We start from the raw sequence: 13,750 nt of genomic DNA on the forward strand, positions 1-13,750 counted from the left end.
ATCATTTATGAACTACCTAAATAGCGTTTCAGAAAGTTTTAGATGGAGGATGCGTAAATTAAATAATAGCATTGATATATTTAAAAAATATACTTTATTTAAAATCGGATATTATCGAATGTCTATCGACAAGACAAGGGATCCGTACTTTATCCTTGCATACCATGGGATAACAGATAAAATCAGAAACCCTGTTATAGATAAATGGGCTGTTACTGCAAAGGAACTATCTGAACATATTGAGTTTTTGCAAAAAGACTTTGAAATAGTAACCTTGGATACTCTGTTAGAGCTGGTTAAAAATAATAAAAAATTAAATAAACCTTGCCTTGTTATTACGTTTGATGATGGTTTTGAAAACATTTATCTTAATGCCTATCCTTTACTGCGTGGGAAAAAAATTCCTTTTTTAGTCGCTTTTCCTTCCGGATTGCTGGGAACATCAAGGACAATATGGACAGTCGAGCTGGATATAATCACACAGCTTTCGTCCCTTGGGGAAATTTTTATTCCCTCTGCGAATGGCCTGCCAGATATTGTTTTTCCGTTAAGAAATAAAGAAGAACGTATCAGGGCTTCTATTGAAATACGACGAATTGCAATGCCTGTCGGCGGAGATTATTGCTGTAAAATTGCAGACAGCCTAATTGAACAATATGGTTTTGATAATTATAATAATTTAATTGATGAATACCCTTATTTTAAAATGATGTCTGTCCCGCAGGCCCAAGAGATGGTTTTAAACGGAGTAGAGCCAGCGGTCCATGGAAGGTTTCACCTGCCGTTAAATAATGCTGATGATTCAACATTGAAAAATGAGATTGTTGAATCACGCAGGGAGCTTTCAGAAAAATTAGGCGTAAAAGATATCGGGCATTTTTGTTTATGCCATGGTGCATCCAGCGTAAAAGCTATCGAGCTTATAAAGCAAACAGGATATAAATCATGTTTGACATCGGAAAAACCCGGCAGAGTGAAATACGGTGACGATATGTATGAACTTAAAAGGTTTGAAAGCAACAAAAATATTTTGAATCTTGTTAGTTTATTAGCAAAAGAATAATCTGAGAGGCAGATAGGACAGGATTAATATATGGATTTTTTAAAAGAGAATAAATTGAGGGGAAACTATTTATTTGCCTGCAAATCGGTCTTTTACATGGCAGGTAAGGTATTAATTGCTTCCTTTCTTGTGGGTATTTTTGCAGTTGCAAAAATATTTTATAACGGCGGACCCGGTTATAGAAATATTTTATTAATTGGAGGGACAGTTTTGACATTTTTTACAATGACTATTTATGGGGTACTGGTTGCTTTTTACAATGACGAAAAGCAAGATAGCTGGTTAAAATTATTTATTTCTTTCTGTGGTTTTTTTCCCTTTATTTTCGGTTGTTATTTGATTTTTTATGAATCATTTTGGAGGGCTAAACTTTTATTAAAGGAATTTTCCTTCCAAACAATATTAGCAGGATTATTTTTTTTATCTGTGGGGCTAATTATAATAAATGGCATCAATAAAATAAAAATATTGCAAAAAAATAGTGACAAAAGATTTTATTTTGCAAATTGGTCTTTTGCCTTTATTTTATTTTTGTTTGCATTCCCAAGATTACTTGGAGGGATATCGCCGCAGGGAAATAGTTTCAGATTAGAAATTCCTTTTATTTTGTTTTGGTATTGGTTTTTTTGTTTTATCCAAAGAGAAAATAATTATAAACCATACATAGCTGCAGTTCCGATTTTATTATTTTATTTATTCTTTGATTTATATTATATCGCATTTGGCAAAATATTTAAGATTATTGATATTAAAGAAATACCTGGATTGGTTAAAGTCCTTCCTTTTTCTTATACTGTTGTCGGTATAATGTTGATAATTATACCTTCCTTTTTATATATATTGTTTGTTGATTACAAGAAATACAAACAATTATTAGCAGGAATGATTATAGTATTTTGTTTAAGTTGTACTGTTAAATATACCCCGGACATTTTTTTGAAGTTTTTTAATTTTACCTCAAAAGGTGTCACTGAGTGGTCGGACAAAAAGAGTGTTGAAGATAACGGCCGTTTTATGATGATACTATATTCAGAAGCAAAAAGAAATTTGGCGATCAAACAAACTATGTTATTTAGAAATAGGGATAAATATGAGAAAGAAATAAAAGCATTATCAAGTTATCTTGCCAGAAAAAGTATCAAAAGAAATATCCATTTAATAGTATTAGAAAGTTTTCTGGACCCAACGCTTTTAAGGAATGTCAGGTTTTTAAAAGAACCAATTTATCAGGAATTTTCATCTTTCTTTCATGGAAAAGAAGGATTTTCCATTTCACCGGTATTCGCGGGTAAAACAGCCCAGGCGGAATTTGAAATATTATGCGGTATCCCGGCGCTTGATGTTCTTGACAGTGTGGAGTTTAATTTATTTACAGGGGGTGATGCGTACGGCCTCCCGGGAATTTTAAAAGAAATAGGTTATCGCACCATTGTCTCTAACGCTTACAGGCCGGATTTATTTAATGCTTTCCAGGCCTATAAAAGTATAGGTTTTAGCGAGATATATTTTCCCGTTGAATATACACCTGGATTGGAGACTTATCTTTCAACGGGGGATATCACAGATGAAGAAATAATGTTTGACAGCACTCTGTTTGATCAAAATATCAAATTTATTTCCAGGATTATTCAAAATAATCCTGGTCAACCTATATTTAATTATGTTATAGGTTCCTACGGCCATTATCCATTTAAGCTAAATAGGAATAAACGGCCTGAGATAATCGAAATAAATTCTGAAATAGGCGGGGATGAACTCAAAAGGCAGGTTAATCAATTTTATTACCGGAGCGAGGCCGTAATTAAGTTTGTAAAAGAATTAATTAATATCGACCCTGGTAGTATGATTGTTTTAGTCAGTGACCATCTTCCATTTTTTGTTGATTCTGATGACTATAGTTTATTTGGTTACCTGGAAAATATAGAAAATGCAAACAAGTATAATAGAATTTATATTGTTGAAAACGGAGAACCTGTAAAATATGATACCATTTTTCATCATGATATCCCAACTCTAATATTGAATTATATTACAGGCGGGCAATATCTTCTGGAAAATCATTACGATTTCGGGTTGAGACCAATAGATAAGTCAAAATATTATGAAAAATATATGCGGTTCATGGCACACGCTATTAAATAAATTACTCTATGAAATTAAGGATCGCTTTTTTAACAGCAGAATCAGTAACAGAAGGTGCTTTTGACGGTGGGCTGGCAAATTATCTAAACCGGATAACAAAAGGCTTTATGTCAAGAGGGCACGAGGTTGAAGTATTTTCCATATCAAATAAGAATGAAACGATAGAAAATAACGGTATTAAAATACACAGGATAATTCCAGAGGCTAAGTGGTATAGTTTTACAAGCCGTTTTTTCAGGAAAAAGTTAAGCAGTTTCAGGTGGTTATTTCTGGAATCTTATTGTTTATATAAAAAATTTATTGAAAGACATAAAGAAAAACCCTTTGATATTGTTCAGGTCCCGAGCTACAGAGCGTCAGGTTTATCTATTGTTCTTAGAAATAAACTTCCGATAACTACGAGAATATCAAGTTACAGAAAATTAAGCAATGAGACACACGGGAAAGAAAGGAATTTAGATGTCAGGCTTGAAGAATGGCTTGAAGAGGTTGTTATCAGGCGGGTCTGTAGGTCTTATGCCCCAAGTAAATATTTGGCTGATAAAATATCAAGCACTTTGCACAGGAAGATTGATGTTTTAAAACCATCTTTTTTTATAGACCTCGATAGAAGCAGATATGATGATGAATTTTATGCTAAAAATCTAAAAGAAAAAAAGTATATCCTGTTTTTTGGGGGAATAAATAAATTGAAAGGTATTTTCATTTTACTTGAAGCACTTAAGAAAGTTTTTAAAGAAAATAGTCAGATTAATGTTGTTTTTATTGGAGAAGATGTCCCTTACAAAAACAGAAATTGTATGGAAATAGTAAAACAAGAATTAAGTGAGTATCTCAATAGAATTTATTATTTTAAACCTCTGCCGCATGCGATTCTTTATCCGGTTTTGATGAATTCTGAAATTGTAGTAATACCTTCTCTGGTTGATAATATTCCAAACACCTGTCTTGAAGCCATGGCTCATGGGTGTGTAATTGTTGCCTCGGATGGGGCAAGCCTTGATGAGTTGATAGAGAATGGTAAAAGTGGGTTCTTATTTAAACTGGGGGACCCTGATTCTCTGGCAGAAAAACTTTTATTGGCATGGAATTTGTCTCAAGAAGAAAGGGAAAGAATAAGCGCTAATGCAAAAAAGGCGATTGAAAAATTGGCACCTGAAATAGCTGTGAAAGAGTTGGAAGATTATTATGTAAAAACGATTGAAGAATGGAAGAAAAACAAACTATAGTTTTTAGACTGTAGTTGCTTAATAGAGCTTGACATACGACGTATAAATTAATATAATATATACGTCAAGGAGGTATTGATATGGATACAAAATTAACCTTACGATTGGAAGATAATTTAATAAGAAATGCAAAAAAATATGCTAAAGGGAAAGGTTCCAGCCTTTCTATAATAGTTTCAAATTATTTCAGGTCTATTTTGATTAATCTAAAAGAAGAAAATATCGAATCACCTGTTTTATCTGAAATAGCGGGTATATTATCTCCAAGGGCTGATAATAAAAAATTGCTCAAAAGTTACAAAAAACACATTGAGGAGAAATATCTTTGAAAAATGTTTTTTGTGATATAAACTTTATTCTTGATATTTTTTTAGAAAGAAAACCATTTTATTACGCCGCCGCTAAATTATTTAAAAAAATAGAAGACAAAGAAGTAAACGGATATCTCTGTTCTTTAAGTTTCCCAATTCTTTTCTACTTATTATCTAAAGAGTTGAGCAGAGTAGAGGCAATAAAGACATTGGAGAAGATCAGAATTGTTTTTAATGTTGCAACTGTCGATGAAAAAATAATTGATTTGTCCCTTTCATCTGATTTTAATGATTTTGAAGATGCTGTTCAGTATTATTCTGCCATTCAATCAAAAGCGAATTTTATTATTACAAGAGACAAAAGCGGTTATACAAGTGATAAAGTACCAGTTTTGACACCTGAAGAATTCCTCGCATTATTAGAATAAAAAAATAACTTATCAAGTAAATATTTATCACGATATTGTAAATTTATTTCAGGTTCTTATGAAAAATATTCCAAAACTTAGTGTTTTAATAACATCTTACAATGATAGTAAATTTATATCCCAATGCATGGATTCAATTTTAACCCAGACATTTCAGGATTTCGAGATTATTATTGTTGATGATGCATCAAGGGATAATACTGTTGAAATTATTAAATCTTATCAAAAGAAGAATGCAAGAATAAATTTAATTTGTAATGAGAAAAACATAGGATTAGCCAAGAGTCTAAATAAAGGACTTCAGTATTGCAGGGCAGATTTAGTCGCACGGCAGGATGCAGATGATTATTCAGTGCTGACCAGATTTGAGGAACAATTGAGTTATCTTAATAGGTTTCAGGATGTTATCCTTTTAGGAACACAGGAAATAGGTGTTGATGAAAGTAATTCAGGAATTGAATCACCTTATTGTTATCCTGTAGGGTATGAAATTATTCGTAATACTTTGATTAAAAGGAATTGTTTTAATCATTCATCTGTAATGTTTAAGAAGGATGTTATTTTATCTGTTGGGGGGTATAGGCCTTTTCCTGCATGCCAGGATTATGATTTATGGATTAGAGTTGCAAAAAATTATAAGGTTGATAATTTAGACAAAAAGCTCGTATACAGACGATTTGTAAGAAATTCAATATCCTTTAAAAGAATTGAAATACAAACAGCATCTAATAGTGTCATTTGTAAACTTGCCAGACAGAGATTTAATCTGGGATATGATGAACTTGATAAATTCAGAGACAAAGAATTAGAAAAGAAAATTTGGGGAATGGTAAAAAAAGATATAAGAATAAATAAAAAATTATGTGCTTCAAAAAATGTATATTTTTTTGAATATGTACTCAAAACAGCAGGCAGGAAAGACGCATTTATTTATTTACTGCGTGCTTTGACGTTAGATCCTTTTAACCCCTATATTATTCGTCTTCTTTTGGATACTTATATATCAAAAAAAATATGGTATTATTTATCTGGATTTAAAAGAAGTGTTTTTAATAGAATTGATAATAAAATATCCGGAAAATAAAAATGGAAATAGTAAAACAAGGCAATGAAAATATAATTAATAATAAATCAGGTCTTGTATATATAATTATTTTAGTTTTTAATGGTAAAAAGTGGCTAAAAAATTGTATCAATTCGGTACTGGCTACAAATTACAACAATTATAGGATTTTAATTATAGATAATGCCTCACAGGACGGCAGTGCTGAATATGTAAAGCAAAATTATCCGCAGATTGAACTAATCCAGAATTCCAAAAATTATGGTTTTGCCGAAGGAAACAACATTGGTATCCGATATACTTTGAGACAAGGTTCAGATTATGTAGTTCTTTTAAATCAAGATACTAAAGTTGATCCGGACTGGATTAAAAATTTAGTCCAGATAGTTGAAAAAGATAAAACAATTGGTATCTTGGGGCCTATACAATACGATTATGAAGGGGAAGATATAAATAATAAATTTATAGACCTTTTAAATACCAGTAAGCAGTTCAGAGAAAATAGAAATAATAAACCGCTGGAGGAATTATATGAAGTAGACCGTGTTATTGGCGCAGCAATGCTGATGACACGGAATGTTTTAGAGACTGTCGGATTTTTTGATCCGTTATATTTTTCTTATTGGGAGGAATCAGATTTATGCCGGAGGGCAGTTTATCACAAATTTAAAATATTTGTTGTAACAACAAGTAAAATATTCCATTGGGATGACAGGGGTCATTCCATTCCAGAAATAAAATATATTTATATAAGAAATCATTTCCTTTATTTTTTAAAAGATCCCAATAAAATATTTATAAAAAATATATATGCATATTTTAAATGGGGATCAAAAGCTATAATAAGTTCTGGTCCTGTTAAAAATTGGAAATACTTTTTAGAAATATTATGGATCCATATCTGGATATTATTTCATTTACCTTATATTATTTTTAGACAATATAAGGATAGAAAATAATATATGAAAACTAAATTAAGGATTGCGATTTATCATAATTTGCCGTCAGGCGGTGCAAAAAGGACCCTTTATGAAATAGTGAAAAGATTATCAAAAAAACATCATATAGATCTCTATTCTTTATCATGTGCGAATAACGAGTATTGCGATATCAGACCTTTTATCCAAAATTTCTATATATTTCCATTCTCCGCAATACAAGAATTTAAAAGCCCTTTTGGAAGGCTAAATTATTTGTGCAGAATTATAACTCTTATATATTTAGATTCACTTGCAAAAAAAATTGCCAGGTTAATCAATGAGAGAAAATATGATTTGGCATTCGTTCAACCCTGCCAATTTACACAAGCGCCATTAATTCTAAGGTATCTTAAGATTAAAACAGTTTATCATTGTCATGAACCATTGCGGTGGGTATATGATCACAAAATAAATAATAATCATAAAGTTCCTAAATGGAGGAAAATGGCAAGAGACATTTTCGATAAATTTGATATTTTCAGGTGCCTATATCAATATATGTATAAAAAAAATGATTTTACATCAACCAGAAAATCAACAAAGGTAATAGTTGTTTCAAATTTTATAAAAGAAAAAGTGCAAAGGATTTATAAAATACAGCCTGAACTGGTTTATAATGGCATAGACGTAAACAAATTTTCCCTGCCAGAAAATATAATGGAGAAAGATAATTATGTTTTATCTGTAGGCGCCTTATCACCAGTGAAAGGATTCCAATTTATTATAGAAACCTTATCGTTAATTCCATTGGAAAAAAGGCCAAAATTAGTTATAGTAAGTAATACGGAAAATTTACAGGAACAGCTAAGATTGCAAAACTTAGCTGAGAAAAGAAGCGTTAAAGTAATAATATATAAAAAGATCGACGATGAACAACTAATAAAATTGTATCAAAGGGCTAAAATAACAGTCTATGCACCAGTTGAAGAGCCATTTGGATTAGTCCCACTTGAATCAATGTCCTGCGGAACATCTGTAATAGGAATAAGAGAGGGGGGGGTTTGTGAATCTGTTATTCATCAAAAAACGGGCCTTCTAACTGATAGAGTTACAGAAAATTATGCTAAAGCTGTTCAGTTTTTATTGGAAAATAAAGAAGTAGCAAGGAGATATGATAAACAAGGCCGGGAATATGTCGTTGAAAATTGGTCATGGGAAAAATCAGTATCTAACCTGGAAAAATATTTTTATAATGTTGTTGATGATACTAATTGAATTAAACAAATGAAAATAAATTTTATTATCCCTTTCACATATATAACAGGCGGAATAAGAGTGATTTTTGAGTATGCGAACAGATTAACCGAAAAAGGGCATATTGTTAATGTAATTTATCCTTTGAAAGCCTATAACTTTGGAGATACGACGTTAAAAGGTTTTTATTGGCAAACCAAAGGTTCATTGAGAAATTTAATAAAAGGGAAAAAAATTAACTGGATTGAAATAAATTTTAATTTGTTACAAGTTCCTTTTATCACTGATATGTTTGTTCCAGATGCAGATGCAGTTATCGCAACAGCATGGCCGACCGCTTATTCAGTCTATAATTTATCTAAAAAAAAAGGAGAGAAATTCTATTTTATTCAGCATTATGAGATATGGAGCGGACAAAAAGAACTTGTTGATAAAACTTATAATTTGTCTTTATACCAGATAACTATAGCTTCATGGTTGGAAAGATTATTAAAGGAAAAATTTAATTCTAAAAAATTATCGGTAATTGTAAATGCTGTAGATATTAATCTATTTTACAATGATCAAAAAACATATAATAAAAATAAGAGAATTCTAATGCTATATAGTCAGCATAAATGGAAAGGAGTTGAAGATGGCATAAGGGCATTTGAAATTGCAAAAAAAAGCTACCCAAATATTGAATTAATCATGTTTGGGGTTAAGAAATATCCTGATGTTCCAAGTTATGTTGAATTTTATGAAAATCCGAAACAAGAAAAAATAAGAGAAATCTATTGTTCTTGTGATATTTTTATTTCGCCGAGCTGGACGGAAGGATGTCAGTTGCCCCCCATGGAAGCTATGGCTTGTAAATGTGCCGTTATTGCAACAAATATCGGCGGGATCCCGGATTATACCATTCCCGGGAAGACCGCTTTAGTATCGGAACCAAAAGATATAAATAAATTAGCGGAACATCTTATTTTTCTGCTTGGTAATGAAAATGAGCTTAAACGTTTATCCTTCGCAGGTTATGAATATATTAAAAATTTTACATGGGAAAAGGCAGTGAAAAAATTTGAGAAAGTCCTTGAAGAAGGACTAAGAAACAAATGATTTACATAATTATTATAAGCTGGAATAAATTAGACGATATTGTCGACTGCTTAAATTCCATTTTCGAATCTTTATTTGATGGATTCAAAATTATTATTGTAGATAATGCTTCAGAACAGGAAATTGTTAAAACTATACATAACAAATTTCCTCATGTGGTAATTATTGAAAACAAAACAAATTTAGGGTTTGCCGAGGGAAATAATATTGGTATTGACTATGCCTTAAAAGAGGGTGCTTCAGATATACTTTTATTAAATAATGATGTAATAATTGACCCTAAAATGATAGGAGAACTGTTTAAGGTTTTACATTCTGATTGTAAGATTGGGATTGTAGGCCCTAAAGTTTATTATTATGGTGACCAAAATATTTTGCAGTCTGTGGGTGAAAAGTTTGATGAAAATCTGACATTGGATATTCGCGCTAATAAGAATATTGACAAAGGACAATTCGATAGGGTAGAGGAAGTTGATTTTACTACAGGCTGTGCGTTAATGATTAAAACAGAGGTTATAAAAAAAATCGGACACTTTGATCCAAAATTTTATATGTATTGGGAAGAAACTGATTTATGTTTCAGGGCTAAAAATGCCGGTTACAGTATAATTTATGTTCCAAAAGCAAAGATGTGGCATAAGGGAGGGGCAGTTTCGACACCTATAATTACTTATTATATGACGCGTAATAAATTATTTTTCTTAAAAAAACATAAATTTGGAAGCATTAAAATATTAAAAACTTTATTTGGAAATATTAAAACTATCCTTAGTTGGAGCATACGAGCAAAATGGAAAGATAAATTTCAAGAAAGAAATATGGCCATTAAGGCGATTATTGATTTTTTATTAAACAGGACAGGGAGGTTTATCGTTTAATGAATATCCTTTTTATTTGTTCGTGGTTTCCTTATCCGCCAGATAATGGCTCAAGAATCAGGTCATTTAATCTAATAAAAGCTCTTTCTAAAAAACATAGAATTAGTTTAATGTCTTTTAGGCAATCTGATGTTTCTGGGAAAGATATAGAATCTTTGAAAGAATATTGTAATGATATTAAAGCTATATATTTTAAGAGTTTTAATCCAAAAAGCTTTAAAGCTTTTTGGGGCTTTTTTAATTTGACGACTCCACGAAGTTTAATTGACATTTATAATAAAGAAATGCAAGAAAATGTTTGTAATATAATTAAAGATCAGAAAATTGATTTAATAATTTGCACTGAACCTCAAGTTGTATTATATGCAAGAAAATTCAAAAAAATCCCTAAAATATATTCTGAAGTTGAATATCCTCCACTGCCCATATCAAGAGGTGAAACATTTAAAGATTTAATTATATATAAGTTAAGATATTGGAAATCGGTTAATTTCCTTAAGAAAATATTATCAGAGTTTGACGGTTATGGAACTGCTTCCGAAATTACACGGCAAAAAGTTTCGGAAATAAATTCTTCCATTTTAAATGAAATTATTCCAAATGGAGTTGACATACCCAACCATTCCCTCAGCTTTATTAAAGAACAAAAAAATACAATAATTTATTCAGGTTCTATGACTTATGGAGCCAATTATGACGCAATGGAATATTTTCTGGGTAAAATTTATCCTTTAATAAGAAAAGAAATAAAAGACATCAAATTAAAAATAACCGGAAGTATTGAGAATGTTGATATTAATAAATTAAAAGCAGATAATAGTGTTGAATTAACCGGATATGTTAATGATATTAAATCTTTAATAATAAGTAGTGACGTATGCATAGTGCCTTTAAGAGTTGGCGGAGGGACGCGGCTGAAAATAGTCGAAGCAATGGCTTTAGGAACTCCTGTTGTTTCAACATCAAAAGGAGCGGAAGGAATCGAAGGTCTCAAACCAGTTCTATCCTCTGGAGCCTCGACCCTGGAGCCTGGAACTTTTTATAACATTTGGATTGAGGATGAACCGGAAAATTTTGCAAAAGGAGTAGTTGAGTTACTAAAAAATCGGGAGTTTGCTGAACAGATGGCTATAAATGCAAGAAAATTAGTGGAGGAACGGTATGATTGGAAAATGATTGGTGAAAAATTTGGAATATTCATTGAAAAGGTTATTGAGAAAAAGAAAAACAGCATTTAACTTATATTGACATAATAACTTAAAAAGAAGCGTCAAATGTTTAATATTATCAAACAAATCTATAGAATAGTAGAGCAAAAAATCCCAATAATTGCCAGATTGAAAATTCTTGTTAGAAATACCCTTAATGAGAAGAATTGTATATATAATATAAATGGAACTAACAATTCTATTTTAAAAGATGGGGTTAAATTGAATAATGTAAAATTTAATATAACAGGGAACAATAATAAGATAATTATTGGGCCTGGTTGCTATTTAAATAATGTTAGATTCTATATCAAAGGTTCAGGACACAATATTGATATCTCAGAAAATTGTTGGTTTAAAAGAAGGGCGAGTATTGATTTTGAAGATGAAAATTGCACTCTTTTTATAGGTAAAAATTCTGTTTTAGAAGAAGCTAATATTGCTGTAGTAGAACCCGGTATGAAAGTAATTATTGGAGAGGACTGTATGTTTGGCCAACATATTTATATTCGAACCACGGATTCTCATTCAATAATTAGCCAGGAAAGCGGTAAACGAATAAATTTCGCCAAAAATATTGAAATTGAGGATCATGTATGGATATGTGATCACTGTATTATTTTGAAAGGTGTACATATTGGTAAAAATAGTATTATTGGTGCAGGTTCTGTTGTTACAAAATCATGTGGCCCAGGTGTGATTTTAGCCGGTAATCCCGCAAAGGTAGTAAAAACTGGGGTTTCATGGGACAGAGAAAGAATCAATAATCAGAAATAAATTTTTTGATAATATTGAGAAAGTAAATTATGAATGATTAAAGCTTAAATCTGGAATTATTACTGTGAGAATTTTATTTATTACCCCATACTTACCATCTTTAATCAGGGTCCGTTCATTTAACTTTATTAAATCCCTGAAAAAACAAGGGCACTCTATATATTTGGTTTCTCTTGTCCCTGATAAAAAGGAATTTGACAATTTGGAGGAAGTAGAAAAATATTGTGAAAAAGTTGAAACATTTTTTTTGCCGAAATATAAATCTATCTGGAATTGTGTTAAATATTTAATATCTTGTGTGTCGCTGCAGTCTGCGTATTGTTTTTCCGGAAAAATGAAGAAAAGAGTAAAGGAGTTGCTCGAAAAAGAAAAGTTTGATTTGATCCATGTTGAATTTATAAGAGCGGCATATTATTTACCCAAAGAAAATACGCTGCCGTCGGTTTTTGATTCTGTAGACTGTGTTACTAATTTATATAAGCAATTTTCAGATGCAAAATATTCTTTTTTTATGAGGTTTATAAGGTATATAGAATGGTTTAAACTAAGCCGTTATGAACCAAGGGAAGCAGGAAGGTTTGATAAGGTTTTGATAACGACTGAAAATGAAAAAAAAGGACTTTTGGAATTAGATAAAAACCTGCCGGTTGAAGTTATTGCCAATGGAGTCGATTTTGAATATTTTAAACCTCAAAACGCAGAGATTGAACCGTTTTCAATAGTTATGACCGGCAAGATGAGTTATATAGCGAATGAATTAGCGTTTATTTTTTTTGCAGAAAAAATCTGGCCTAAAATCAGGATGGAAATACCCCAGGCCATATTGTATGTTGTGGGAAATTGCCCGGGGCCCAAAGTAAAAAAATTTAAATCCTCGGATATTATTATTACAGGATATGTCCCCGACCTTCGTTTATATTTGTCCAAAGCAAGTGTGGTTGTTGCACCAATTGTGGCAGGCGGGGGCATACAAAATAAGATACTGGAAGCTATGAGTATGGCAAAACCGGTTGTTACGACAAGCAAGGCATGTGAGGCTTTTCCCATGGATGTGAGTAATTGTCTGCTTGCTGGAGATACCCCTGATGAATTTGCCAGGGCAGTAATAAATATTTTGAACGATGCAAACTTTGCAGAAAGTTTAGGAGCAAAAGCGCGGCAGTTTGTAGAAAAATATTATAATTGGGATGAAAAAACTACAACACTGCTTCAAATATATAAAGGATTGCAAATTGAGGTAACCGGTCAGTTCCCGGTGGAAATCAGGTAGGCGCAGGCTTTAGCCTGCGAGGAATCAAGTGAATAATAAATCTTAAAGACAACAGCAAAAAAAACCGAAGCAAAAGCCATAAAAAAAGGGAATAAAATGGCATGCGAAG

General features: G+C 31.5%; 13 protein-coding genes. All 13 read left to right on the plus strand.

Annotated elements, in window-relative coordinates; translation table 11 throughout:
- Positions 1-49 precede the first annotated feature (49 nt).
- On the plus strand, positions 50-1,063 hold the full coding sequence (locus AB1498_10320; protein ID MEW6088682.1) for a polysaccharide deacetylase family protein: 1,014 nt from the start codon (positions 50-52) through the stop codon (positions 1,061-1,063).
- 30 nt (positions 1,064-1,093) lie between these two features.
- Positions 1,094-3,205, plus strand: a complete 2,112-nt coding sequence (locus tag AB1498_10325; protein MEW6088683.1) for a sulfatase-like hydrolase/transferase — start codon at positions 1,094-1,096, stop codon at positions 3,203-3,205.
- A gap of 8 nt (positions 3,206-3,213) precedes the next feature.
- A complete protein-coding gene (locus AB1498_10330) occupies positions 3,214-4,434 on the plus strand; it encodes a glycosyltransferase family 4 protein (GenBank protein ID MEW6088684.1) in 1,221 nt (406 codons plus the stop codon).
- A gap of 80 nt (positions 4,435-4,514) precedes the next feature.
- The gene (locus tag AB1498_10335; GenBank protein MEW6088685.1) at positions 4,515-4,763 is read left to right on the plus strand and encodes a DUF6364 family protein; all 249 of its coding nucleotides are present in this window, start codon (positions 4,515-4,517) and stop codon (positions 4,761-4,763) included.
- A complete protein-coding gene (locus AB1498_10340; GenBank protein ID MEW6088686.1) occupies positions 4,760-5,173 on the plus strand; it encodes a PIN domain-containing protein in 414 nt (137 codons plus the stop codon). The genes AB1498_10335 and AB1498_10340 overlap by 4 nt, the downstream gene beginning before the upstream one ends.
- Before the next feature lie 58 nt (positions 5,174-5,231).
- Positions 5,232-6,257, plus strand: coding sequence for a glycosyltransferase (locus AB1498_10345; GenBank protein ID MEW6088687.1), 1,026 nt, complete (start codon positions 5,232-5,234; stop codon positions 6,255-6,257).
- A gap of 2 nt (positions 6,258-6,259) precedes the next feature.
- Positions 6,260-7,195, plus strand: coding sequence for a glycosyltransferase family 2 protein (locus AB1498_10350; protein MEW6088688.1), 936 nt, complete (start codon positions 6,260-6,262; stop codon positions 7,193-7,195).
- Between the two features lie 3 nt (positions 7,196-7,198).
- Positions 7,199-8,431 (plus strand): glycosyltransferase family 4 protein, encoded by a 1,233-nt coding sequence (locus tag AB1498_10355; GenBank protein ID MEW6088689.1) that lies wholly within the window; start codon positions 7,199-7,201, stop codon positions 8,429-8,431.
- Positions 8,432-8,440: 9 nt separating this feature from the next.
- Entirely contained in the window at positions 8,441-9,508 is a 1,068-nt protein-coding gene (locus AB1498_10360) for a glycosyltransferase family 4 protein (GenBank protein ID MEW6088690.1), read from the plus strand.
- Complete coding sequence (locus AB1498_10365) at positions 9,505-10,386, plus strand: glycosyltransferase family 2 protein (protein MEW6088691.1); 882 nt, start codon at positions 9,505-9,507, stop codon at positions 10,384-10,386. Before AB1498_10360 ends, AB1498_10365 begins: the two co-directional genes overlap by 4 nt.
- Entirely contained in the window at positions 10,386-11,624 is a 1,239-nt protein-coding gene (locus AB1498_10370; protein MEW6088692.1) for a glycosyltransferase family 4 protein, read from the plus strand. The genes AB1498_10365 and AB1498_10370 overlap by 1 nt, the downstream gene beginning before the upstream one ends.
- A 36-nt stretch (positions 11,625-11,660) precedes the next feature.
- Entirely contained in the window at positions 11,661-12,371 is a 711-nt protein-coding gene (locus tag AB1498_10375; protein MEW6088693.1) for a DapH/DapD/GlmU-related protein, read from the plus strand.
- A gap of 64 nt (positions 12,372-12,435) precedes the next feature.
- Positions 12,436-13,641: a glycosyltransferase gene (locus tag AB1498_10380; GenBank protein MEW6088694.1), complete on the plus strand. Its 1,206-nt coding sequence runs from the start codon at positions 12,436-12,438 to the stop codon at positions 13,639-13,641.
- Positions 13,642-13,750: the final 109 nt, after the last annotated feature.

The organism is bacterium (assembly GCA_040754625.1).
Lineage (GTDB): Bacteria > JACRDZ01 > JAQUKH01 > JAQUKH01 > JAQUKH01 > JAQUKH01.

Coding starts and splice junctions, on each gene's coding strand:
- AB1498_10370 (MEW6088692.1), top strand. CDS start 10,386: ATGAATATCCTTTTTATTTGTTCGTGGTTTCCTTATCCGCCAGATAAT.
- AB1498_10365 (MEW6088691.1), top strand. CDS start 9,505: ATGATTTACATAATTATTATAAGCTGGAATAAATTAGACGATATTGTC.
- AB1498_10360 (MEW6088690.1), top strand. CDS start 8,441: ATGAAAATAAATTTTATTATCCCTTTCACATATATAACAGGCGGAATA.
- AB1498_10350 (MEW6088688.1), top strand. CDS start 6,260: ATGGAAATAGTAAAACAAGGCAATGAAAATATAATTAATAATAAATCA.
- AB1498_10320 (MEW6088682.1), top strand. CDS start 50: ATGCGTAAATTAAATAATAGCATTGATATATTTAAAAAATATACTTTA.
- AB1498_10355 (MEW6088689.1), top strand. CDS start 7,199: ATGAAAACTAAATTAAGGATTGCGATTTATCATAATTTGCCGTCAGGC.
- AB1498_10335 (MEW6088685.1), top strand. CDS start 4,515: ATGGATACAAAATTAACCTTACGATTGGAAGATAATTTAATAAGAAAT.
- AB1498_10325 (MEW6088683.1), top strand. CDS start 1,094: ATGGATTTTTTAAAAGAGAATAAATTGAGGGGAAACTATTTATTTGCC.
- AB1498_10345 (MEW6088687.1), top strand. CDS start 5,232: ATGAAAAATATTCCAAAACTTAGTGTTTTAATAACATCTTACAATGAT.
- AB1498_10330 (MEW6088684.1), top strand. CDS start 3,214: ATGAAATTAAGGATCGCTTTTTTAACAGCAGAATCAGTAACAGAAGGT.
- AB1498_10375 (MEW6088693.1), top strand. CDS start 11,661: ATGTTTAATATTATCAAACAAATCTATAGAATAGTAGAGCAAAAAATC.